Genomic DNA, 23,799 nt, shown 5'->3' with positions numbered 1-23,799 from the left:
GCCTCCTCAGTTTGCTCGCCGACGATCGATTTCACGCAGGATCTGATCGGTCAGACTCCGCACATCGCTGCTCGACAAGTTATTCATATTAGAGCTGCTCGGGCTGCCTATCTGACTGGTTGTCCCCGAACTTACACCACTACTGGCATTGCGACGCAACTGATCCAGCGGCAGGTACAGCATGTTGTTACCACCCTCTACATCCACCAATACTTTATTGGTGTTTGCATAGATGCGCGAGATCGATTCCAGATAGAGACGTTCACGCGTCACACCGGGCGCCTCACTGTATGCGCCGAGAATATCGGAAAAACGATCAGCCTCACCCGTTGCGTTGGCTACAACCTGCTCACGATAAGCCTGAGCTTCTTCCAACTGACGACGCGCCTGACCCTGAGCTACCGGTAAAATCTGGTTGGCATAGGCCTGGGCTTCGTTGATCAGCCGCTGCTGATCTTCACGAGCGGTGATCACATCATCGAACGCCGCCTGAACTTGCTGTGGCGGCGAGGTGTCGTTGATGTTCAACTGAGCCAGTTCGATGCCCACATCATAGAGGTTCAGGTAGTTCTGCAAACGCTGACGCACCGAAACCTGGATCTGGTCACGACCTACTGTCAGGGCTTGTTGGAGGGTTGCGGAGCCGATAACGTGGCGCAAAGCCGATTCGGCGGCATTCGCCAGACTGGTTTCCGGCTGCTGCACATTCAGTGCGAACTTCTGAGCATCCGCAGCGCGGTATTCCACCGACATGGTCACGGAAACAATGTTTTCATCACCGGTAAGCATGCTTTCCTGCAAGCGGAGGCTTCGAACTTCAGTAACGTTCACTTTCTGATCAATCCGATCAATAAAGGGAACCTTGAAGTGCAAACCAGGCAACTGAACGCTGCTGAACTCACCCAAACGCAAAATAACGGCTCGCTCGGATTCATCGACGGTGTAGATGGAGTCATAGGCTGCATAGGCCAGTACCACGACCAGCAAAATGCCCAATATGGCTCCAAAGCTGGCGCCAGAACCACCGGAGCCGCCGGAACTGCCGCCGCCCTTGTTCTTGCCGCCACCGAGCCACTTGTTCAGTTTCTCGTTGACCTGCTTGAAGATTTCATCAAGATCCGGAGGGCCATCATTGCCTTTACGGCGCCGGTTCCCCCAGGGATCCTGATCGTTATTGTTGTTGCCATTTGGTGGTTCATTCCACGCCATGGTCGTCTCCGTTTTCAAATGATAAAGGATTGGGTTGATGGCATCGGCTCAGCGCCGATGGCCGTCACAACTCAAAAAATTCCCGGGGTTCGCTGACTCCGAACCGCTCCGCATCAAGCCCGTTTTTCTTCAGTAGCTGCCGCAAGTCTTTTTTCTGGATGCGTATATCCAGAATCGACAGCCCCTCGGCATCGTAATCCTCAGACAGTACCGCATTGTACTGATAGAGTGCAGCCCTTAAAGCCGATTCGTCCGGTTTCAGGCTGATTTTACGTGCAATGACCTCGTCGCCTAAACATTCGGCGATTGCCTGTTGAATCAACGCCAGGCCCTGTCCGGTCTGCGCCGATACCCAGACCCGCACCGGACGCCCCTGGTCATTGCGTTCAATGGCCGGTTCAAAGTCGTCGAGCAGGTCAATTTTATTGAATATTTCCAGTCGGGGCAGGTCCAGCGAGCCAATTTCTTCGAGCACCAGCTCAACCTGCTCCATATTCTCTATACGGTCTTCATCGGCACAATCGACCACATGCAACAGCAAATCAGCGTCTGCCGTTTCCTGCAGGGTTGCCTTGAACGCCTGCACCAGCTTGTGCGGCAGGTGCCGGATAAAACCCACCGTATCAGCCAGAACGACTTCGCCCATATCGGGGATACTTAACCGGCGCAGTGTGGGGTCGAGCGTCGCGAACAGCTGATCTGCGGCGTAAACCTCTGCCTGAGTCAGGGCGTTAAACAGCGTCGACTTGCCAGCGTTGGTGTACCCCACCAGCGAGATGGTCGGGGTGTCCGACCGGGTTCGCGCGCGGCGGCCCTGGTCGCGTTGCTTCTCAACCTTTTCAAGTCGGCGATGAATGGTGCTGATGCGCACTTGCAGCAGACGGCGGTCGGTTTCGAGCTGGGTTTCACCCGGCCCACGCAGCCCGATACCGCCCTTCTGACGCTCGAGGTGGGTCCAGCCTCTCACCAGGCGGGTACTCTGGTACTGGAGCTGAGCCAGTTCAACCTGAAGTTTGCCCTCATGGGTACGCGCCCGCTGGGCGAAAATATCGAGGATGAGACCGGTACGGTCGAGCACCCGGCATTCCACCGCGCGTTCAACGTTACGCTCTTGCGAGGGCGACAGGCTGTGATTAAACAGCACCACGTCCGCATCGTTGGCCTTAACCGCGGCTTTTATTTCTTCCAGCTTGCCCGACCCGACAAAGTATTTCGGGTGTGGCGCCGACCGGGAACCGCCCAGACTGGCCACAGCAGTGGCACCGGCAGAGGTCACCAGCTCTTCAAATTCCTGGGGGTCTTCCCGGTTGGCAGATTCGGGAAAATCGACGTGGACCAATACGGCCCGGTCCCCGCCTTCGACACGTTCAAAAAACAATCAGACTCTCCGATACCCGATCATAGACCGGGCTGACCTGCAGAACAGCGCCATCACTCGATGGTGACTTCTTCGCTTTCATGAGGAATTTTAACATTGCGTGCTGGCACCACGGTGGAGATGGCGTGTTTGTAGACCATCTGGCTCACGGTGTTTTTCAGCAGGATGACAAACTGGTCGAAGCTCTCAATCTGCCCTTGCAGCTTGATGCCATTTACCAGAAAGATGGAAACTGGAATACGTTCTTTCCGCAGCGCATTGAGGAAAGGGTCTTGTAACGAATGCCCCTTTGACATGTCGAACTCCTTTTAACGAAGGATTATAGTAATCGTTTATGGGCATTCCGACAGTGCCGAACGTCATTGGACATTCAGGCACCCGGCCTGCCGTTGATGGATTGCACCAGCGTCACCATCGATACGGCTACCTGACAGGATAGTCCGCCTACCCGATTAAGAAAACGGGCATGCTACTGTCTTACTACGCAGGTCAGCGTATCTTGGGTCGACAAAAAGTCTGGGTTGTCGCAACTTGGCCGGCCAGGGCCCGCCAGATCACTTCACAATCCGCAAGATAATGTGGAATTGTAGGCGAATTTCAAGCTGATGTGGATGCAATTCGTTTACTAAAGTCCCGATTTACGCAAGATTTGCCACGCCTGGTCAATAATGCGTCGATCCCCATCGGCCCCGGCAGGGTCGAGCACGGCCAGTTCAGGCCACTTGCGCAACCAGGTCAATTGTCGTTTGGCCAGTTGCCGGGTGGCGGCAACGCCGGTTTCGATCATGGTCGCGTGGTCGATCTGCCCTTCAAGGTAGTGCCACATCTGGCGATAACCCACGGCCCGAATGCTGGGCAAATCCGGGTGCAAATCCCCTCTCGCCATCAGCGCTCGCACTTCCTGCTCAAACCCCTGATCGAGCATCAGTTGAAACCGCCGGGCTATCCGTTCATGCAATACGGCCCGGTCTGCGGGAATCACCGCCAGTTGTATCAGATGCCAGGGGAAGGCCCCGGTCGCGTCGTGCGCCAGACGACCCTTGCCGTCGTTCACCGATTCAGCCCAGTAGGCTGAGATCGGCCGGCCACTGACCCGATACACTTCCAGAGCCCGCGTCACACGTTGCGGGTTTTGCCGGTCGATGCGCGCAAACGCAACCGGATCGGCGGTTTCCAGCTCGCGCAGCAGCGAGGCCAGACCCTCGGTTTCCAGCTGCGCCTGAAGTGCCTGCCGTACCGCCTCATCGGCTGGCGGCATGTCTGCCAGCGGCTCCACCAGGGCTTTGAAGTAGAGCATGGTGCCACCGGTCAGAAGTGGAATCCGGCCGCGCTGCTGGATGTCACTCATGGCAGCCAGGGCGTCGGTTCGAAACCGGGCCGCGCTGTAACTGTCGGCCGGGTCACAGATATCGATCAGGTGATGGGGCGCCCGCTGCAGGGTGGCCGCATCGGGTTTGGCGGTGCCGATGTCCATGCCACGAAACACCTGAGCCGAGTCGACGCTGATGATTTCGCATTGTCTGGCGTCCACCAGCGACAGCGCCAGGTCGGTCTTACCCGCCGCCGTTGGGCCCATCAGGAAAATCGCCGTTGGCTTATCAGCCGGTGCTTGCGGGCTCACCTAACGCCCTCTCATAAACAGCTTGTCCAGCTCGTCGAGCGACAACTGAGTCCAGGTCGGGCGGCCATGGTTGCACTGACCACTGCGCTCGGTACGTTCCATATCGCGCAGCAAGGCGTTCATTTCGGGAATGGTCAGCTTGCGATTGGCGCGTACCGAGCCATGGCACGCCATGCTGGAGAGAATTTCATCGCGCCGGGCAACAATGGCATCGGAGGTTTCGTGCTCGAGAAAATCGGCCAGAACCGACCGAACCAATGGTTCCACATCGGCCTGCTGCAGATACACCGGCGTCTGCCGAACAATCAGCGCGTCCGGCCCCAGGCGCTCAATCACCAGCCCGAAGTTTACCAGTAAATGCGCAAATTCTTCGGCAGCATCGGCCTCGCGCTCACTGACAGAGAGTTTCTGAGGCACCAGCACCGGCTGCGCCTGCAGGCCTTGCTGATCATACTGGCGTTTCATGCGTTCATAGGTAATGCGTTCATGAGCGGCATGCATGTCCACCACAATCAGCCCATGCTGGCTTTGCGACAGGATGAAGATGCCGTGCAACTGGGCAACCGCGAACCCAAGCGGCGGCATATCGCCGTCAGCCTCGGGCAAGGGCTGGGCTGGCCGGTCCCAACCTCGGGTTTCGGGGCGCTCAGCTGCTGCCCCCTCCGCCGACGGGTATAGCGCCTGGTAAAAGCCGACCTGATCGGCCACAGAAACCGACTGCCCCCCTCCCGGGTAGGTTCGCTCATAACCGCCGCCGGCTGCTGAGGTGGGGGGTGACATGTCCATACGCTGCTGGGCGCCAAACTCGCCCGCCATAGCGCCGGTGGCCTGAGGCCGCAACGCCTGGGGCGATGCTGACTGCGCCCGGGACGGATCGGTTTCTGCATCGGGTCGAACCTGTGCCAGCGCCCGGTGCAATTGCCGAAACAGAAAATCATGCACCAGCCGTTGATCGCGAAAGCGGACTTCGTGCTTGGTTGGGTGTACGTTGACATCCACCCCGCTCGGGTCGAGCTGCAAATACAACACGAAACAGGGCTGGCGACCGTGGTAGAGCACATCCCGGTAAGCTTGCTTTACCGCATGCGATATCACCTTGTCGCGCACCACCCGGCCGTTCACAAAGAAGTACTGCATGTCGGCCATCGACCGGGAATACGTCGGCAAACCGACCCAGCCAGTCAGGTGCAAACCCGCCGCTTCGGCATCGATCACCAGGGCATTGTTCATAAAGTCGGGGCTGAGCAGTTGCGCGACCCGGCGTTCCTGCTCGGCCTGAGTCGTGGCCGGGCGCAAGGCGTGAATGGTCCGGTTGTTGTGACGCAGGCTGAAACCCACATCAAAACGGGCCAGCGCCTGACGCTTCACCACTTCTTCGAGGTGGTTGTATTCGGTTTTCTCCGTGCGCATGAACTTGCGCCGGGCCGGGGTATTGAAAAACAGATCGCGCACTTCGACCGTTGTGCCATCGGTATGGGCCGCGGGGAGAATCTCGGTGTTCATATCCTGGCCGTGCGTGTTCACTTGCCAGGCTTCGGCTTGCTCGGCTGGCTTCGACGTCAGCATCAGGCGCGATACCGAGGCAATACTCGCCAGTGCCTCGCCACGAAAGCCCAGTGAGGCGACGGCTTCCAGTTCATCGAGATTGTGAATCTTCGAGGTGGCGTGTCGATTCAGCGCCATGGCCAGGTCGTCCCGGACAATACCCGAGCCGTTATCGCGGATGCGCATCAGCTTCACGCCACCCTGCTCGATTTCGACATCCACGCGGGTAGCGCCAGCATCCAGGCTGTTCTCGACCAATTCTTTCACCACCGAAGCGGGCCGTTCCACTACCTCCCCCGCCGCTATCTGGTTCGCCAGCCGGGGAGAGAGTGTTAATATTCGACGCATGCCATAACCTTCAATTACTCAAGTTCCAGGACTCCGTTGAACATGATTGCCAGATGGTCCGTGCCAGTCACCGGGTGTGCCTCTCGGGTGGTGCGACACTCGATCGGCCTAAACCCGTCCATGGGGCCTAGACCGCAACATCCATGTTGCGCACTTCCCCGAAGAGGCACACCCGGCACCTGGCACTCAGTTGGTAGCCAGAGCCAATAACTGAAATTCCAAGACTAACCCTGTGGAATCAGAATCACCTGGCCAATGCGAATGGAAGAACCGTTCAGCTGGTTCACTTCACGCAATCGGCTCACCGAGGTGTTATTGCGCGAGGCAATGCCCGACAGGGTATCGCCACTGACGACCACATAGCGACGCAAGGTGCCTGCCTCACGCTTTTGCCAGGCCACCCAGGTACCCGGAGGGGGATTACTCTCGAACCACTGGGTCACCCCCTGGCGAATGGCCGTTGCCAGTTGCCGGCGATAGTTTGCCGAGCCCAGATTGGCCTCTTCGGTCGGGTTGGAAATAAAGCCGGTTTCAACCAGCACAGAAGGCACATCCGGCGATTTCAGCACCGCAAAGCCCGCCTGTTCAACGCTGGCCTTGTGCATGCGAGCCACTTGTTTCATGCGCCCCAGAATGTCGCTACCCACATCCAGACTCGACCTCAGTGTCGCCGTCATCGACAAGTCAACCAGCACTGAGCGCAGTATCTCGTCTTTGTCTTCCAGGCTGATGCCGTTCACACCGCCAATCACATCGGCCGCATTCTCCTGGTTGGCCAGATACCCGGCCATGGCCGAAGTGGCGCCACTCGACGACAACGCAAAAACCGATGCCCCCGAGGCCTGCGGGCTGGTGAAGGCGTCGGCATGAATGGATATAAAGAGGTCCGCGCGTTTTTCGCGCGCCAGCTCGCGCCGGCGTTGCAGCGATAAATAGTAATCACCGGTACGCATCAGCACCGGTTCATAACCCCGCAGCTCGTCCAGTTGGTCGTAAAGTTCCCGGGCAATGGCGAGCACCACGTCTTTTTCCCGCGTGCCGCTCGGGCCAATGGCGCCCGGGTCTTCACCGCCGTGACCGGCATCAATCGCCACGACGATGTTGCGCTGCTGGTTCGACAGATCATCGGCACTGCGACTGACCTGGCGTTCGCTCGGCTCCATGGACAGGCCCGGTGGCCGTTCCAGATCGAGCACCAGGCGATGCCCGTACTGCTCGTTCGGGCGTAAAACAAAGCTGCGCGGGCTCAGTTGGGTGGATAAGTCGAGCACCACGCGCAACTCTCCGCCCTCTCGCTGGGCACTGCGGATGCGGGACACGCCGCTGTTTTCCAGCGACAGACTTTCCAGGTTGGTATTAAGAGACACATCACTGATATCAACGACCACCCGGCTCGGATTGGACAACACGAATACCCGGTGTTCGACCGGACCGCTGAGGTCAAAGACCAGGCGAGTATTATCCGGCGCGGGCCAGATACGAGCGTCTTCAATTTCAGTGGCCCGGACACCGCCGGCAGCACTGACCAGCCCCACAAGCACCAGCAAAGGTGCCGCGAAGCTTACAAACCATTGTTTCATTAACCGTCCCATCAATAAGTACATCGTGCTCGCCGCAACCCCATTACAACGCCTGTCCGGCCAGTTGCTGACTCAGTTGATCGACGATTTGCTGACCGGCTGTTGTAGCCCCGTCAAATCTGAGCAATCGACCGCCGCTGCCATCAGCGGCCCCGGCATCGCTGAAATGTACCACGACATCGGCGTCTGGCAACACGCCAGCCCCGCGCTCCGGCCATTCTACCAGCCACAGGGTATCGGGCAGCAGGTAGTCACGCAGGCCCATAAATTCCAGCTCTTCAGCGTCTGCCAGGCGGTAGAGATCGAAGTGAACCACGGTAATACCGTCGCAGTCGTAGGGCTCAAGCAGCGTGTAGGTCGGGCTCTTGACCCTACCCGGCCAACCACAAGCCTGAATCACAGCGCGGCTCAGGGTGGTTTTGCCCATACCCAGGGTACCATCAAGATATACGATGCCCCCTTTTGCGGTACGCACTGCGTTTGCCAGGCTGCGACCTACAGCATCCATGGCAACTTCACTGACAGTGATTGATAACACGATGTTCTGCTTCTCCCCGGCTGGCCGAATCACACCTAAACGCACAAAGTGTAACATCAAGCTGCCACCGGTGCGGAGCCCATGGGTTGTCTAACGCCCTGGATGGCCGCACACTTTACACCCTGCTTCCAAACTGGCCCTTGCTACATGCCCGCTGACACTCAAGCCATTCCCAGCCTCGATCTGGTTCATCTGACACAACGGATCAAGTCTGAAGCAGCCGCCCTGGGGTTTCAGGCGGCCCACATTGGCACCGGCAATACGAAAGCGCACCGGGCGAGCTATCTGGCCTGGCTGGAGGCGAGCTATCACGGCACTATGGAGTGGATGACCCGCAATCTGGACAAGCGTTTCGACGCGGCTGAGCTTCACCCCGGTTCACTGCGTTCCATTTCCGTGCGCATGGATTACCGGCCCGAGGGCGACATGCAAGCTGTGCTTGATGACCCAAACCAGGCCTACATCTCGCGCTATGCACTCGGCCGTGACTATCACAAACTGATGCGCAAGCGCCTGACCCAACTGGGCAAAACCATTGAAACCTGGGTCGGAGAACACGGTTTCAGAGCCTTTGTGGACAGCGCACCGGTTCTGGAGCGCCAGTTGGCGCAGCAAAGTGGCATGGGCTGGCTGGGTAAAAACACCCTATTACTGAACCAGCAGGCTGGCAGCTATTTCTTTCTCGGCGAGCTGTTTACCAATCTGCCGCTGCCACTGGACGCCCCCTTTGAAAGCCAGCACTGCGGCAGCTGCAATCGCTGCCTGACCGACTGCCCGACCGATGCCTTTGTGGAGCCCGGGGTACTGGATGCCCGTAAATGCATCAGTTACCTGACCATCGAACACAGCGGCCCGATCCCGGTTGAACTGCGCAGCAAGATGGGCAACCGCATTTATGGCTGTGATGATTGCCAGATCGTCTGCCCGTTCAACAGTTTCAGCGAACCGACCCGGGAAGCCGATTTTCAGCCCCGCCACTCACTGGACAACATCAGCCTGCTGACTCTGTTCACCTGGGACGAAGCCACCTTACTGAGCAACACCGAGGGCTCCGCCATTCGCCGCATCGGCTTTGAGCAGTGGCAGCGCAACCTGGCCGTTGCCCTGGGCAATGCGCCGACCAGCGAGGCCATTATCGGGGCTCTGCAACGTCGCTATTCGGATGCCAGCCCCCTGGTTCAAGAGCATATTCGCTGGGCACTGGAGCAGCATGGGCGAGTCGGGACGGTCTAGGGGGGTTACCTGACGCTAGTTAGCCTCCGGCAATGCCCCTAACCGGTGTTCAATCAGATCATTCCGGTGCGGCGCCAGGGCGCAGAAATCGCGACGAAGGTTTGCGAGCTGGCTCTCGGGCACCGTCACCTCCATCGTCACTCCGGTGGTGTATTCGATTCCCCCGGGCAGCAGTTGGTAGCGCTCCAGTAACCGGCGCAGTTCACTTTCCAATGCGAATGGGCAGCCAAACACCCAGGGGTGCTGGGTTTCAACCGGCACCCACTCGGCCTGGTCCAACGCCTGGGAAATCGCGCCACCGTAGGCGCGAACCAGGCCACCCGCCCCAAGTTTGACGCCCCCGAAATAGCGCACCACCACCGCCAGCACGTTCACCAGCCGCTTGTGGCTGATCACATTGAAGATGGGTTTGCCGGCCGTGCCCGAGGGTTCGCCGTCGTCACTCATACCGCTGTCGCCATCAACATAAAACGCAAAGCAGATATGCCGGGCATCGGAATACTGGCCACGCAACTCAGCCAAACGGGCCTGCACGGCAGCCCGGTCGGTGACCGGTTCCACCCAAGCCAGAAACCGGCTTTTTCGGACTTCAAGTTCCGCAAACACAGGGGCTTTTAACGTGCAATTCAACCAAACCACCAACTGCGGTCATTGCTGACCAGATCGAATATTTTCCGGTGACCAAAGGACCCCGGGTGCAAGCGGTCGCCCTGATTCAATTCGCGCCGGTATTGGACGTCGTCCTGAAGCGAGGTAAACAGGTCAACATAGGGGACCCGGGCCCGGGTGCAGAGTTCACGAAAGCCACCATTAATGCGCTTTATCCGGGCATTTTGCGCCGGATCGTAAACCGCGGGCGGCCCCACCAGGAGCGGCTTATAATGCCCATGCACCTGTTTCAGCAGCGTGCTCAAATTCTGCCAGGAGGTTTTGGCCGGCAGCGGGTCTGCGCCCCCTACCCCCACCGCATCCATCAGCCCAAACGCCAGAATCAGCCGGTTATCAGCACCGAGGGGCATCCGTGGCTCCAGCTCACTCAGCCGCCCAATTACGGCCTCGCTATTCTGGCCAACGATACCCAGGTTGTAGTAATTCAATGGCCCATGACCTGCGCGAACGCTGTCGATCAGCGGGCCAGCCCAACCCCGGTGCCCGGGGTCGCCTTCGCCGCTGGCGATGCCATCGCCAAGCACACAAATATTAAGGTCTGTCAGCAATACGGAGCTCATACCATCTCTACTGCGGTGATCGTTCAACCAGTATATCGGCAAACGACTCGGTCTTCTCCAGTCACCTGCGTCACATTAGCCGGTTCAGGCAGCGCCAATTCCTGCTTTCACCTTTTCGCCGCTGATCTGGCTGGTTATAGTGTTGACTGTTTCCGGCTACCCAGACTCGAGTGCGCCATGAAAATAAAAACGTTATCCCTGCTTACCCTCACTGCTGCTATTGGCTCGGTTCAGGCTGAAAATCTGAAGCCTGCTAACTGGGTGCTGCTGCCCGCCATTGGCTCAAGCCCCGAAACCGGCTTTCAATACGGTGCCTATGTGATGCGCCAGTTTGAACAAGTCAGCCTGAACCAGCCTCAGGACCGTCTGGAACTGTTGCTGCAAGGCACCGCCAAAGGCCAGTTCCAGGCTTACATCTGGCCCGATTTTTACGTGGCCGGTGGCGACTGGAACCTTTATGGCACCCTGGGCGGCAAATACTGGCCAACGCCCTATTACGAGCAGGGCAACGATACCGGTTTCGACGATGACGAGGAGATCTATGACCTCACCACCATTGAAACCGAGTTCGGCGCGGCCTATCGGGTGACACCCACCCTGCGAGTCGGCGGCCTTGTGTTCGCCGACAATGAATCAATAGAAGACGATGCCAGCGACCCGCTACTGAGCAGCAACCAGCGCGGATTTGAAGGCGGCTTCTACAGCGGCCTCGGGCTCACGGCGCGTTGGGATACCCGTAACGACAGAGACTGGCCGACCGCAGGTTCACAGGCGAGCTTCACCGGCCGCCAGTATTTCGAATTCCTTGGCAGCGACGATAATTTCGGCACCATAGAAACCGATGTCGGACACTACATTGCCCTGGGTGATGACGTCATCGCACTCGGTGCCAACTACGATTATGGTTGCGAGACCACCCCTTTCAGCCGCTTGCCTCGCCCGGCCGGTGCCCGCACCTTGCGCGGTGCCGATGGCAACCTCTGGGTCGATCACCACTTGCTCGGTCTGCAATCGGAATACCGGATGACACTCACCCAGCGCTGGGCGGTAACCGGTTTTCTCGATACTGCCCAGGTGGCCAGTGAATTAAGCGAGTTCGGCGCAGACCGTTTCCACACCAGCGTCGGTGGCGGCATTCGCTACTCCACCATTGCCGATTCCCGCTTTAACATTCGCGCGGATTTTGGTCTGGTCGACATGGAAAGCTTTGGGTTTGCGATCAGCGTGGGTGAAGCGTTTTAATGCCCAACCCACGTACCGACCGGTTCCATATTCCACGTGCCACGGACCCCCGGGACCGGTTACCCGAAGAAGTACCACCGGAGCCACTGGCAAACTGGCGGCTGGCGCTGAATGACATTATCTTTGGCGCCGAATCGAAGGCTGGCAAGCTGTTCGATGTGGTGCTGATTCTGGCGATTATCATCAGCGTTGTGGCAGTGATGCTCGAAACCGTGAGTGCCGTGGTAGTCCATTACCGGCCCCTGCTCATCGGTGTCGAGTGGGTTTTCACGCTGTTGTTTACGATCGAGTACGGGCTGCGACTGGTCAGCGTGCGCCACCCGATGAAATACGCGACCAGCTTCTACGGCATCGTCGATTTGCTGTCGATCATTCCAACCTATCTGAGCTTGCTGATACCCGGCGCCAATACTTTGCTGGTGATTCGCATTCTGCGAATACTGCGAGTGTTCAGGGTGCTCAAACTGATTCATTACGTCAGCGAAGCTGAAATGCTGGTGCAAGCCTTACGGGCAGGGAAACGCAAGATACTGGTGTTTCTCTACAGTGTTGTCACCATGGTCGTTGTGTTCGGTGCGTTCATGTACCTGATCGAAGGGCCGGAGGCCGGGTTTACCTCCATTCCCAAAAGCATCTACTGGGCGATTGTAACCCTCACCACCGTTGGCTATGGCGACATAACCCCAGTCACCCCGATCGGCCAATTTCTATCTACTGCCGTTATGATTACCGGCTACGCCATCATCGCCGTTCCCACAGGTATCTACACAGCAGAACTCGCCTCGCAACTGCGCGTCCAACGCGACAATCGCAGTTGCCCGGGCTGCGGAAAAACCGGCCACGAAGCCGATGCGGAATTTTGTCGGTTTTGCGGGGAAGAGATGGTGGACAAAGAGTCAGGGTGACTGGGAGGTTGCCTTTACTGCCCGTTGAATTGGATTTAGTGGCTTTTGTTCGCAAACGACGGCCGGTGGCGTGTGAGTGGGACGCTGCAAGTACGTCCATGTAAGCTCGGCGGCCCGCGTCCATGCGGACCGACGCCCACTCACACGCCACCGACCGCCATTTGCTAAGTGAGCAGGTTACCTCATCTTTTATTCAACCTTCTCGTACGGCAAACCCACGTAATTCTCCGCAATCACCGTCAGCCCTGCTTCCGACCCGGTGAAGTAATCCAACTCGGCCAACTGCATTTTCTGATTGAACGTGTTCTCGTCAAACTTGTGCATCATCGACGTCATCCACCAGGAGAAACGCTCGGCTTTCCAGATGCGGCGCAGGGCGATGTCGGAATATTTATCCAGCAGCTCTGGCTTGCCGTCGTGATAGGCGGCAATCATGGCATGGTACAGGGTATACACATCGCTGGCGGCGAGGTTCAGCCCTTTGGCGCCTGTGGGCGGCACAATGTGCGCCGCATCGCCGACCAGGAACATGCGACCGAATTTCATCGGCTCGGCCACAAAACTGCGCAGTGGTGCGATGCTTTTTTCGATGGATGGGCCGGTAACCAAACGGGCAGCTACATCTTCGGGCAGGCGACGTTTTAGTTCTTCCCAGAACCGTTCGTCAGACCAGTCTTCCACTTTTTCATCCAGCTCTACCTGAATGTAATAGCGGCTGCGGGTGCTGGAGCGCATGGAGCAGAGAGCGAAACCACGTTCGTGGTTGGCGTAAATCAGTTCTTCATCGACCGGCGGTGTATCGGACAACACACCCAGCCAGCCGAACGGATAAATACGCTCGTGCGTTTTCAACACATCTTTCGGCGCGGTTTTGCGGGATACCCCATGGTAGCCATCGCACCCGGCTATGTAGTCGCATTCGAGGGTGACTTTCTCACCGTTTTTGACGAAAGTGACCGTGGGCGTATCGGTATCGATGCCATGAAGAGCAACGTCTTCGGCTTCATAAACAGACTGGACACCCGCTTCTTTGCGCGCATCCATCAGGTCTTTGGTGACTTCGGTCTGGCCGTACACCATCACGGTTTTACCGCCGGAATATTTTTTCAGATCAACCCGGGCCAGGCGGTTGTCGAACGACAGGTGAAAGCCCTCATGCACCTGGCCTTCGAGATCCATCCGCTCATCAACGCCGGCTTCGCGCAGCAAATCGACCATGCCCTGCTCAAGTACGCCAGCGCGAATACGGCCCAGCACGTAGTCTTCACTGCGTTGCTCGATGATCACGTTGTCGATGCCCTTGCGGTGCAGCAACTGGCCGAGCAACAGGCCCGAGGGGCCAGCGCCAATAATCGCGACTTGGGTCTTCATGTTCTGTACTCCTGTCGGTGAGATGCATAGCAGGCATGCGGGCACTGCAGCCCGGTTATTTGAGGGGCTGCCATTTCTTATGCTGGTATTTTTAGTCGATACAGGAGGCAAAAGAAGGAACAAAACCGGGTTTTTCTTGTACTTTTGATGGATAGCGGCACAATTAACCATCAATTTACCGGAAGCCAACGCTCATGGCCGAAGCGAAGCCCATTCCCGTATTCAAGCTCTATGGCGAACAAACCGCCTGGCTGACACCGGATCTGCTGCATTGCGAAGCGATTGCAGACCGCAGCCGCCTGCACGACTGGGTGATCAAACCGCACCGGCACCGGGGGCTGTACCAGCTGTTGTATCTGAATGCGGGTGATGCGGTGCTGCAACAGGATGCCCAGCAATATCACCTGGAAGCAGGCAGCCTGGTGATCGTTCCCGAAATGTCGATTCATGGCTTTGCTTTCGGGCCCAAGGCCGCTGGCTATGTGCTGACCCTGGCGCACCCGCTGGTGCATAGACTGGCGCAGTCGCTACCGGAACTGCATGCCTTTTTCAGCGAGTTCGTACGCCACCGCATCTCGGTTTCGCAGCGGCGCAGCGACATTGAGCGCTTGTTAGAGATCATCAATCAGGAATACCAGCGTGATGGCCTGGGCCGACAGGTGTTGCTGGAATCGCTGCTCAGCAGCCTGTTCGTCTGGTTGCTGCGCCAGGCCCGACCCCAAGACACACACGACACCCCGGCAACCCAGGACCATTTCGGCCGTTTCACCGACCTGATTGAAGCACATTTCAGGGAACCGCGAGGCGTGGCCGACTACGCAAACGACATAGGCATTACGGCCAACCACCTGAACGCTGTCTGTCGTCAGGCAGTCAACAAACCCGCCCTGGCGCTGATTCACGAACGCCAGATTCTGGAAGCCAAACGGAGGCTGGTTTACAGCGCCCTAACCATCAACCAGATTGCCGATGAACTTGGCTTTTCTGACCCGGCGTATTTTTCCAGGTTCTTCAAACGACTGACGGGCAGCACACCAAAAGGCTTTCGGACTCAAGCAGGCACATGATTACTCAAATTGCAGAGTTCGCAGGCTAAGGGTTAGCACCGGATGCCAGGTAGGGCTATCGAGGGTGGTCCGCAGCAAGGATGCTGCGGTCCAGGCCCCATGGATGGGTTTACGCCGACCCTCGATAGCCCTACCTGGTGGCCGGTGCGGGCGACTGGCCATAAAGTCACCCGCGAACTCCGAAACTTGAGTTAATTATCCGGCAGAATCTTAGCTAACCCCTGGGCCAGGGTCGCGCGGGAGAGTTCTCCGGCGTGGGTGTCTTGCAGGGTGCCGTCGGCATCGTAAAACAGTGTGGTTGGCAGGCCCCGACTTTGAATGATTGCCGGCAATTCGGCTCGCAAGTCGTAATAGCTGTGGCGCAGGTTCAGGCCCTGCTCTCTCAAAAACTCCAGCCCCCGGGCTGGGCTCTCGGCCTGGTTGACGAAGATGAAGGTGATGTCAGGGTACTCCTGCTGAGCAGCCTCCAGCACCGGCATCTCCCGGACACAGGGGCCGCACCAGGTGGCCCAGAGATTAACCACTCTCGGTCCGCCGGCACCCACAACCGCCAGGTTATGCGGCTCGCCTTGCAGGTCCACCAGTTCGAGCTCCGGCACATCGACATTGGGGTAACCCACCATCTGCACGCCACTCCAGATGCCGAGCCAGGCAACCACGCCGGCGCTGACGGCAATGGCCAGAGGCTTACGCACATCAGCATGGCGCCAATACCAGAACAGGGCCATCAGCACCGTACCAGCCAGACCAAACCAGGGGTCAAATCCGCCATCGCGAATGTCGACCATGCCCAGCCAGTCGTCCCGGTAGAATTCGAAATAACGGATGATAAAGCCCAGGCGCGCCACAACGACCGTGACCAGGAAAATATCGCCCAGCTTCGAGATCACCGAACTGCGGGTACGCCGACCCACCAGGCTGCCGACCAGAATCGCGATGCCAAACGCCAGCATCAGCATGATATAACCAATGGGCAAACTGAAAGGGCCGATTATTACAGAGGTCATGATGGCGTGAGTGTCCTGTTAGTAAGAGAGAGTGACAGGACACTCCCGAAAATTGAGGGGTCTGTCAATATTCTGCGTTGTGAAACACGTGCTGCACATCGTCCAGAAAGTTCAGCATATCCAGCATTTTTTCAAATTGCTCGATGTCGGCCCCTTCGATCGCGGTGGTCATCTGCGGCACGAACTGGACTTCATCGACCTCGAATTCGATGCCGTCGAACGCACTCTTTAGCGCATCTCGGGTTTTGGCGTATTCGGTGTGGGGGGCGAATACCGTGATCACGCCATCTTCGGCTTCAATGTCAGAGACATCGACATCCGCATCGGCCAGAGCTTCCAGTACGGCATCCTCGTCGGGTCCGGAGAAGCTGAAGATGGCATCGTGGTCGAACAAATGGCTGACGGCGCCCGAGGCACCCAGCTTGGCTTTTACCTTGTTGAAACAGGTGCGTACATCGCCATAAGTGCGGTTCGGGTTATCGGTCAGGCAGTCGACGATGATCATGGTGTTACCCGGGCCGAAACCCTCGTACCGGGCCACTGCGAAGTCTTCACCACCGCCACCGGCGGCTTTGGTTATGGCCTTGTCGATTACGTGTGCTGGCACCTGGTCCTTCTTGGCCCGCTCCAGCAGAGACGCGAGTGCCAGGTTACCGGTGGGCTCGGTGCCGCCGGATTTGGCACACATGTAAATTTCACGACTGTAACGGCTGTAGACTTTGGCTTTCATGTCCGACGTCTTAGCCATGGATTCTTTGCGGTTCTGGTAGGCTCTGCCCATGGGATAATACCGGGTTGGTTAATCGATGGACGGCGATTCTAGTCGTATTTGACGGTTTTCACTAGCCAGAGTGGCGAAGGGATAGTCAGGTCGGGGCATCCGCCGTCTCGCCCAGTGTTTTAACCATGCTAACCATTACAACCTCGTAGCCCAGTCTTTGATTGAGCTCAATCATGGTTTGATTGGCTGTAAATACATTGGTTCTAAGCTCGGTGATGCCCTGTGCCTGACACCAGTCTTCGCCCAGTTTTTTAAGCTTAGAGGCTACACCCTGTTTGCGGTGTTCAGGGTGAACCCAAAGGCCGACTGCGTGAGCGTGCGGCCGGTCTTCCCCGGGTTTGGCCTGAACCCAGTGAAAGGCAACGATGTCGTCGGCCCCGTTACAGACCAATCCGACAAAGCTGATGCTGCCATCGCTGCCGTTCAGTCGGCTTTCGACTTTTTGCAGCATCTGCTTCGAATACCGATGACCGGCGTCCCATTCCAATGGCGCAGCACAATGCAGGCGTGCCACCTCTGCGACATCTGACGGAGCGCCAGGGTCTAGCTGACGATAAACAAGACCTTGCATAAGCTCTATGTTTCCCTGGCTTCTTTTAAATCATCCCTCATCACCAGTGCAATGAGCGCGTCCACAAACGACAACAGTATCGACGACTTTCATTGATTCTGGAAGGGCCAGACAGGGATGGACATCCCTGCCTGGACAGAGGCGTAGAAAGCTTGGCCCGCTAATCCGAAGCGGGTGTAACGACCGGCAAGTGCGGGTGCTCTTGCGCCAGGCCGTATTCGTTGTCACCGAGGTGCAAGCGGTACCCTGCGGGCCCGGCCACCGGCAGGTAGTAGTTCAGCGTAATGTCGACGGATTCACCCGGGGCCAGCGCTTGCCAGGCCGGCAAGCTGAAGCCGACACGGTGGAAGGTTGCGTCCAACCCGCCGATGTTATTGCCCGCTGCGTTACTGCCATCCTCAAGTACCGTCAGACCGGCACCACTCTGGTCGGAAATGGTGCTTGAAGTCGCCGTCGGCATGTTGAAGCTGACGTCGGTGCCGCCCGGTATTTCGACGTCGGTGTGATTGGTCAGCGTCAGCGTCGGGTTGATCGGGTAGTTGTTATCGCCCACTTTAAAACCGCTGATCTCAACGGTAACGTTGATGGCCTCGCTCGGGGGTGCCAGGTTATCGGCCTGTACGGTGTCGTAGCCTTCAGCACCGGCGAAGGCGTTGTAGGCGATGTCCGTCAGGGTCGTACCCATGTAGTACTCGCCGTTGTCGCCCCGCTGCGGGTGCCAGCCGTAGTCGCCCGCAAGTTCCCAGAACATGATACCGCCAATGCCCTGATCGATAACGTACTGCACCTTGGCATTCATCGACTGGTCGTCTTCGGTACTGAGGAAGACCCGGGTCTGCGGATTCCATAACCAGGGGGCTTCGGCCAGGCTATCGTAGTGGCGCTCATAAGTGCCGCTCAGGTTCATCTGCGGATCAAACCCGTAATCAATGACGTAACGGCCAACGATGCCTGCTTCCAGGTTTTTGGCGTGCCACATGGGGTTGGAGCCGGCCCCCAGTTCGTTGCCCTGTTCGTCTTTGTCGTGCCAGAGGTTATCGATGCCGGTCGCGCCATAACCGCAGGGGCTATTGACGCCCGTACCGGTCGGGCAGCCAGTCTGGTCAGGCAGTTCGGCCGTGCCCCAGAGGCCATTGGTGCCGCCCTGAACGTTCTGAAACCCCCGGGTGTAATAAGGAACGCCAATGTTGATACGCCCGGCACTCATGGCACCCCGGAAATACGCCACTGCCCAGTCGGTATTGAGGTAGCCAATACCCCCATATTGTGCGGTTCCATAAACGTTGGCGGCGGCAAGTTCAGCGTCTTCACCGGTGTCGTACAGCGCTGCATTGTGGCCAACGTACTCGTTCCAGGCACCGTGCAGGTCGTAGGTCATGATGTTGACGTAGTCGAGATAGGGGGTGACATCGAAGTCCTCCATACCGCGCAGCAGGTAGCCGGAGCTGGGGGCGGCAATGGTCAGCAGGTAATGCTGGCCGTCTTCGGCGCTGGCCTGGTCCAGTTTTTCCCGCAACGTTTTCATCAGCACCTGATAGGAGCGCCATAAATCACCACGCAGGCTATCGGCGTAGGCGAAATCCAGCGGGTTGCCGGCACCGGTCATGGAGGTTGGGTATTCGTAATCGATGTCGACACCGTCGAATCCATAGCTGCGGATAAAATCGACCGCTGAGTTGGCGAAGGTTTCAATGCCTGCGTAGTTAACACTGCCGTCGGCGTTAGTGGTCATGGTGTAGAAACCGCCGTTGTCGACGCGCTGACCGGTGCTGTCGAAATACCCACCGGTTTCGGCCCAGCCGCCGACCGAGATCAGCGTTTTAACGTGCGGGTACTGCGCCTTGTATTGGTTCAACAGGTTGAAATGACCCTGGTAGTCCAGGCTCGGATCCATCTCCGCGCCCGAAACATTGGGCCAGGTCAGGCCGGTGGCCGGGTTGTTCGGGTCGCTGGTGTCGCCAACCGACAGTTCATTCTGGTCGTTGATGTGTGCGAAGGCGTAATTGATGTGGGTGAGCTTCTGCCAGGGAATGTCATTGGCAAGGTAGGCTGGCTGGCCGTTCTTGCCCGTGCGCCAGGCGGTGAAGTAACCGATTATCCGACGCTGGTGAGTGTCGCCCAACGCTTCGCGGCCGTTGTCATCATAGACCGTACAATAAGGCACTTCGACGCCCGCCGTCTGGTACAGCCCTTCAGGCCGGCAACCACGGGCTATCGGGTCTTCACCGATGCTGAGCCTGATCACTGTGCTGTCGGTCGTGGCCCCGGCATCGTCGGTAGCACGGGCAAAAACACTAACGGTGCCCGCTTCGGCTACCCAGTCGAATCGATAAGGGTCACTGTCATCAATACCGATAGGGGTCCCGTCGACAAAGAACGCCACGCCGGTGACAACACCGTCACTGTCGCTCGCCTCTGCGGAGAGACTGACGGTATCGCCAGGCTGAATATCGTCACCGGCTGTAGGGCTCGTCAGGCTGACGCTGGGTGGCTGATTCTGGCCGGTGGTTTCACAGCTGCCCAGCGCCGTCCATTCCTGGTACTGATCGCTGTGGTCGGCCGGGTTCTGGTTTTGCGTCCACCAGTTGGCTTCATAGGCGATGTCATCGTAGTGCACCTGGTCTCCGCCACTGAAGGCCGTGGTGGCATCCCAGTCGGGCAGGCCGCTGCAGTCGTAAGCCGCTGCCGAGCCAGCCAGCACCAGGCCGCCCAGCAACGCGCTCAGGGTAGTGTGAGTTTTCATGAGTGATCCATTTGCCGTTGTTTGGTGAAAAGGGGTGGAAGCCCTCGCCATGGCAGAGAGGGCTTCTGGAAACGTGCAAGGCGTTACTGGCGAGGATGCCCCAGCCCTGAATTCATCGAATTCAGCAGGTGGCCGTTGTCCGCATCGATTTCCCAGGCAAAGAGGCCACCCAGGTTGTTTTGCAGGACGTAGCTGCCCTTGGCGTCGATGGAGCGCTGGGTATCGAAGGTCAGCAATTTTCCGTCGGCATAGTTCCAGGCATAACTACTCTGGGCAATGTCATCCCAGAAGACCTGATAGCCGTTGATACCGGACCCAGATGGGCCGCCCATCACCTCGGCTTCAATCTCCTTGTAATCCTGAATGCCCGCTTCCCAGCTGCCTTCAATGGCTCCGCCACCGGTGCCTGTGAAGGGGTAATCGGGCTGGCCACCGCTGACGCCTTTCCAGCCACGACCGTACATGGCAACCCCCAGGCTCAGCTTCTGCGGCGGCACATTTTCACTGAGCATGTACTGCACGGCTTCGTGGGCGCTGAAGCCTTGCATGGCGGCATCGGGTGCCGCGTACAGGCCGGTCTGGTGGCCCAGCACGTTATTCCAGGCGCCGTAGTAGTCGTAGGTCATCAGGTTGATGTGATCCATCACCTGGGCGGCATCTGCCCAGCCGTCGCCGATAGCCTGTAATTTCTCAACACCACCGCTCATGGCTGCGGTCAGTTGATATTGACGGCCCGTTTCGGCTTCCAGCTCATCCAGTGCAACGCGCAATTCCTGCATCAGGATCACGAAACCCTGGCCGTCTGCAGCGCTGCCAAGGGCGGGGTTGGCGCCACCGCCACCTGGAAATTCCCAGTCGATGTCGATGCCATCAAAGAAGTCATACTGGCGAATGAAGCCGATCATCGACTCAATAAAGATGGCTCGTGCGGCCGGGTCTGTTCCAATGTCATAAAGCGGATCTGACAGCGTCCAGCCACCAACGGAGGGCAGGATGGTGATATCGGGGTGCGCCTGTTTCAGTCGATACAGCTGAGCAAAGGTACCGCGAACCGGCTGGTCCCAGCGGTCATTCGGATAGGATTTTTCCAGCGCGGCAAACTTGTCGTGCACCACCACTTCGTAATCCTGCTTGCCGCTGCACTGGCTCTGCAGCGCACTGTATCCACTCGGGTTGGCGTCGGCCAGCGACTGGTTCGGCCCGCAAATCGGGATAAAGCCATAATAGAGATGCGTAATGTTTTCAGCCGGAATGTCCGCTGGCTGAAAATCACGACCGTAAATGCCCCATTCAACAAAATAGGCGCCCACCTGCTTGCCACTTGCCTGGGTGTCATAGGGTTGGTTGTTTTGCTTCAGCGGGTGTGGCCAGCCAGTCATGTCGAGGTCGGCCGGGTCCCAGCCGCCAGAATCATCATCGTCATCGCCGCTGCCGGCAACGGTAACCGTCGTCGCGCCACTGGCGGTGCACCCGCTGTCATTGCACAACTCCACCACCAGCTCGTGACTGCCGGCGGCCAGGTCTACAGTACAGCTGGCGTTCTGCGGGTTCGGGTCATTGCGGGTAAGACTGCTCTGGCAAATTGGATTGCCGTTATCAGACAGTGTCCAGGAAGAACCGTTTTCACCCCACCAGACATTCCAGGTAATGTTGGTGTTGCTGCCATCGTCGAGGCTGGCTGGCAACCAGCTAAGGTTGGGTTGTGCAGGCGCAGCCATCAGACCGGTGCTCAATAGGGCCGTGCTCAAGCCCAGTAAGACTCGTTGATGCTTCATAATATGAACCTTCCTTTTGTTATTTTTCGGTTGGCCAAGTGATCTCGGCTCGTTTAATTCAAATATAACCAATCTAATACCTTTGGAGATTGGATGGTTAAAATATAGCCACTAACCGGGGTGGCTCGAAAAATAAACCATCGGATTTTGTTAGACAATTCACACTTTAGGCCAATAAAAATAAATATTTACGCCATCAACCACGAAACAAAACGGTTTCGCTCTAAAAATAATACCAATTTAGACCAATAAACAGGCGAATTGCATTGGATCAGAGGAATCCCAGGCTGGTTCTTAAGGTTTTCCACCTAGGGAGTCACAGGCCAGACGGCCGGCAAAAAGAACAATCTGCAGGATTATTTTTCAGAGATTTGAGGAACACAGGAAGAGAGGCGGGGTACTGGCTACGGTAGTGGAATAACAGGAATACCAGGGTTTACCCGGAACGCCCCTCGCAATAAAACTCATAGAACCGCTTCAATTCGCGGGGGCTTCGCAAGTGATGTACTGATACACCGCGCTTCTGTCTGGCCAGTAACGAGCGTAAATAAGGGCGGGTCGTGCGGTGAATATGCCAAATAATCCTGAGCATAGGGATCAGTTTTGCCAGCGGCTGACAACCCTCTGCCCACCCGGCTGGCGTCACAAACACCGATTTCACACCGCGTTTGATGGCCCACCAAAAATGCACGGCGATTGGAAAATCGAGGTAAACAATGGCATCTGAGCGTGCAAACCGGTCGGCTATGGTTGAGTCATAGCCAACCCCCTCGATGATCCAGGACTCCCTGGCAACCAGATCATCGTGAGCTTGCTGAAAAGCCTCTTCAGAAACCGCCTGCCAATCGGGCTGCCAGATCACCTGGTTCAGATGATGGACGGGCAAGCCAGTGCGCCTGCCAAGCGCCAGGGCCAGGGTCGACTTCCCGGCACCGCCATTTCCAATGATGGTGACTTTATTCATAACGCCTTGTATCCATCCCCTGCCCATAACTACCCCTGAAGGGCAGACATGGGGCCCGGACCACACATAAACAACAGGCGTTGTTCGGACCGGTCAATCCAACCGAATGAAATGCTCACGGTAGTGCTTCAATTCACCGATGGACTCCAGAATATCATCCAGCGCCCGGTGGCTACCCTTCTTGTGAAAGCCATCCAACACCTCGGGGCGCCAGCGGCGGGCCAGCTCCTTAAGGGTGGAGACATCGATATTACGGTAGTGGCAAAACGCATCGAGATGCGGCATGTATCGCATCAGAAACCGCCGGTCCTGCCAGATTGAGTTACCGCACAGCGGCGACGCACCCGGCTCCACCCACTCTTTCAGAAACGCCAGGGTTTCCGCTTCGGCCATCGCATCGGACAGCGTGCTGTCTTTCACCCGCTGCGTCAGGCCGGATTCGCCGTGGTGTGTCGTGCACCACTCGTCCATCGCATTGAGCGCTTCATCGCTCTGGTGAACCACCAGGTTCGGGCCTTCGGCGATGACATTCAGGTCTTTATCGGTCACGACGGTAGCGATCTCGATAATGCGGTCGGTATCCGGGTTCAGACCGGTCATTTCCAGGTCAACCCAAATCAGGTTCGATTTTTTATCCATCTCAAATAGCCTTTTGTGCCCCCGGGGAGGGGTTTAGGGAGTAGAATGTGGCT

The 23,799-nt window shown here is 57.6% G+C and carries 21 protein-coding genes; 4 read left to right on the top strand and 17 right to left on the bottom strand.

Features of this window, described 5'->3' with window-relative positions; genetic code table 11:
• Positions 1-6 precede the first annotated feature (6 nt).
• From hflK to tsaE, 7 genes are all read right to left on the bottom strand, one after another.
• Positions 7-1,209 carry an FtsH protease activity modulator HflK gene (gene hflK, locus ACHUE7_RS04905; protein ID WP_394168990.1) on the bottom strand — a complete coding sequence of 401 codons (1,203 nt, stop codon included), beginning with the start codon at positions 1,207-1,209 and terminating at the stop codon, positions 7-9.
• A gap of 64 nt (positions 1,210-1,273) precedes the next feature.
• The gene (hflX, locus tag ACHUE7_RS04900; protein WP_394168989.1) at positions 1,274-2,587 is read right to left on the bottom strand and encodes a ribosome rescue GTPase HflX; all 1,314 of its coding nucleotides are present in this window, start codon (positions 2,585-2,587) and stop codon (positions 1,274-1,276) included.
• 53 nt (positions 2,588-2,640) lie between these two features.
• The gene (gene hfq, locus ACHUE7_RS04895; RefSeq protein WP_028669518.1) at positions 2,641-2,883 is read right to left on the bottom strand and encodes an RNA chaperone Hfq; all 243 of its coding nucleotides are present in this window, start codon (positions 2,881-2,883) and stop codon (positions 2,641-2,643) included.
• Between the two features lie 329 nt (positions 2,884-3,212).
• Positions 3,213-4,163 carry a tRNA (adenosine(37)-N6)-dimethylallyltransferase MiaA gene (miaA, locus tag ACHUE7_RS04890; protein ID WP_394169159.1) on the bottom strand — a complete coding sequence of 317 codons (951 nt, stop codon included), beginning with the start codon at positions 4,161-4,163 and terminating at the stop codon, positions 3,213-3,215.
• A gap of 45 nt (positions 4,164-4,208) precedes the next feature.
• Positions 4,209-6,101 carry a DNA mismatch repair endonuclease MutL gene (gene mutL, locus ACHUE7_RS04885; RefSeq protein WP_394168988.1) on the bottom strand — a complete coding sequence of 631 codons (1,893 nt, stop codon included), beginning with the start codon at positions 6,099-6,101 and terminating at the stop codon, positions 4,209-4,211.
• Positions 6,102-6,325: 224 nt separating this feature from the next.
• Complete coding sequence (locus ACHUE7_RS04880) at positions 6,326-7,681, bottom strand: N-acetylmuramoyl-L-alanine amidase (RefSeq protein WP_394168987.1); 1,356 nt, start codon at positions 7,679-7,681, stop codon at positions 6,326-6,328.
• 43 nt (positions 7,682-7,724) lie between these two features.
• Complete coding sequence (tsaE, locus tag ACHUE7_RS04875; protein ID WP_348477098.1) at positions 7,725-8,219, bottom strand: tRNA (adenosine(37)-N6)-threonylcarbamoyltransferase complex ATPase subunit type 1 TsaE; 495 nt, start codon at positions 8,217-8,219, stop codon at positions 7,725-7,727.
• A gap of 147 nt (positions 8,220-8,366) precedes the next feature.
• Here tsaE and queG point away from each other — a divergent pair, with 147 nt between their 5' ends.
• On the top strand, positions 8,367-9,452 hold the full coding sequence (queG, locus tag ACHUE7_RS04870) for a tRNA epoxyqueuosine(34) reductase QueG (protein WP_394168986.1): 1,086 nt from the start codon (positions 8,367-8,369) through the stop codon (positions 9,450-9,452).
• Between the two features lie 15 nt (positions 9,453-9,467).
• On the opposite strand, the gene ACHUE7_RS04865 is transcribed toward queG, so the two are convergent.
• Positions 9,468-10,082: an IMPACT family protein gene (locus ACHUE7_RS04865; RefSeq protein ID WP_394168985.1), complete on the bottom strand. Its 615-nt coding sequence runs from the start codon at positions 10,080-10,082 to the stop codon at positions 9,468-9,470.
• Positions 10,079-10,681 carry a GDSL-type esterase/lipase family protein gene (locus ACHUE7_RS04860; protein ID WP_394168984.1) on the bottom strand — a complete coding sequence of 201 codons (603 nt, stop codon included), beginning with the start codon at positions 10,679-10,681 and terminating at the stop codon, positions 10,079-10,081. The genes ACHUE7_RS04865 and ACHUE7_RS04860 overlap by 4 nt, the downstream gene beginning before the upstream one ends.
• A gap of 177 nt (positions 10,682-10,858) precedes the next feature.
• Here ACHUE7_RS04860 and ACHUE7_RS04855 point away from each other — a divergent pair, with 177 nt between their 5' ends.
• Both ACHUE7_RS04855 and ACHUE7_RS04850 read left to right on the top strand, forming a co-directional pair.
• Complete coding sequence (locus ACHUE7_RS04855) at positions 10,859-11,923, top strand: BamA/TamA family outer membrane protein (protein ID WP_394168983.1); 1,065 nt, start codon at positions 10,859-10,861, stop codon at positions 11,921-11,923.
• Positions 11,923-12,828, top strand: coding sequence for an ion transporter (locus tag ACHUE7_RS04850; protein WP_394168982.1), 906 nt, complete (start codon positions 11,923-11,925; stop codon positions 12,826-12,828). Before ACHUE7_RS04855 ends, ACHUE7_RS04850 begins: the two co-directional genes overlap by 1 nt.
• A gap of 189 nt (positions 12,829-13,017) precedes the next feature.
• Here the strand turns inward: ACHUE7_RS04850 and pobA are convergent, their stop codons facing one another.
• Positions 13,018-14,199, bottom strand: coding sequence for a 4-hydroxybenzoate 3-monooxygenase (gene pobA / locus ACHUE7_RS04845; RefSeq protein ID WP_394168981.1), 1,182 nt, complete (start codon positions 14,197-14,199; stop codon positions 13,018-13,020).
• Between the two features lie 194 nt (positions 14,200-14,393).
• Between pobA and ACHUE7_RS04840 the strand changes: the two genes are divergently transcribed.
• Positions 14,394-15,266 carry a helix-turn-helix domain-containing protein gene (locus ACHUE7_RS04840; RefSeq protein WP_394168980.1) on the top strand — a complete coding sequence of 291 codons (873 nt, stop codon included), beginning with the start codon at positions 14,394-14,396 and terminating at the stop codon, positions 15,264-15,266.
• Positions 15,267-15,457: 191 nt separating this feature from the next.
• Here ACHUE7_RS04840 and ACHUE7_RS04835 read toward each other — a convergent pair whose 3' ends face one another.
• The 7 genes from ACHUE7_RS04835 to orn all read right to left on the bottom strand — a co-directional run bounded on the left by ACHUE7_RS04835 (position 15,458) and on the right by orn (position 23,746).
• Positions 15,458-16,273 carry a redoxin family protein gene (locus tag ACHUE7_RS04835; protein ID WP_394168979.1) on the bottom strand — a complete coding sequence of 272 codons (816 nt, stop codon included), beginning with the start codon at positions 16,271-16,273 and terminating at the stop codon, positions 15,458-15,460.
• Between the two features lie 64 nt (positions 16,274-16,337).
• The gene (locus tag ACHUE7_RS04830; protein WP_394168978.1) at positions 16,338-17,054 is read right to left on the bottom strand and encodes a YebC/PmpR family DNA-binding transcriptional regulator; all 717 of its coding nucleotides are present in this window, start codon (positions 17,052-17,054) and stop codon (positions 16,338-16,340) included.
• Positions 17,055-17,139: 85 nt separating this feature from the next.
• Positions 17,140-17,625, bottom strand: coding sequence for a GNAT family N-acetyltransferase (locus tag ACHUE7_RS04825; RefSeq protein ID WP_394168977.1), 486 nt, complete (start codon positions 17,623-17,625; stop codon positions 17,140-17,142).
• 160 nt (positions 17,626-17,785) lie between these two features.
• Complete coding sequence (locus ACHUE7_RS04820; protein WP_394168976.1) at positions 17,786-20,368, bottom strand: glycosyl hydrolase family 18 protein; 2,583 nt, start codon at positions 20,366-20,368, stop codon at positions 17,786-17,788.
• 83 nt (positions 20,369-20,451) lie between these two features.
• Positions 20,452-22,143 (bottom strand): glycosyl hydrolase family 18 protein, encoded by a 1,692-nt coding sequence (locus ACHUE7_RS04815; RefSeq protein WP_394168975.1) that lies wholly within the window; start codon positions 22,141-22,143, stop codon positions 20,452-20,454.
• 436 nt (positions 22,144-22,579) lie between these two features.
• Positions 22,580-23,107, bottom strand: coding sequence for a P-loop NTPase family protein (locus tag ACHUE7_RS04810; RefSeq protein ID WP_394168974.1), 528 nt, complete (start codon positions 23,105-23,107; stop codon positions 22,580-22,582).
• Between the two features lie 93 nt (positions 23,108-23,200).
• Positions 23,201-23,746, bottom strand: a complete 546-nt coding sequence (orn, locus tag ACHUE7_RS04805; protein ID WP_394168973.1) for an oligoribonuclease — start codon at positions 23,744-23,746, stop codon at positions 23,201-23,203.
• Positions 23,747-23,799 lie beyond the last annotated feature (53 nt).

Origin of the sequence: Saccharospirillum alexandrii (assembly GCF_043641555.1) — a bacterium.
In the GTDB taxonomy this organism is placed as follows: Bacteria; Pseudomonadota; Gammaproteobacteria; order Pseudomonadales; family Natronospirillaceae; genus Saccharospirillum; species Saccharospirillum alexandrii_A.
This window is presented reverse-complemented; position numbering and strand designations above follow the sequence as displayed.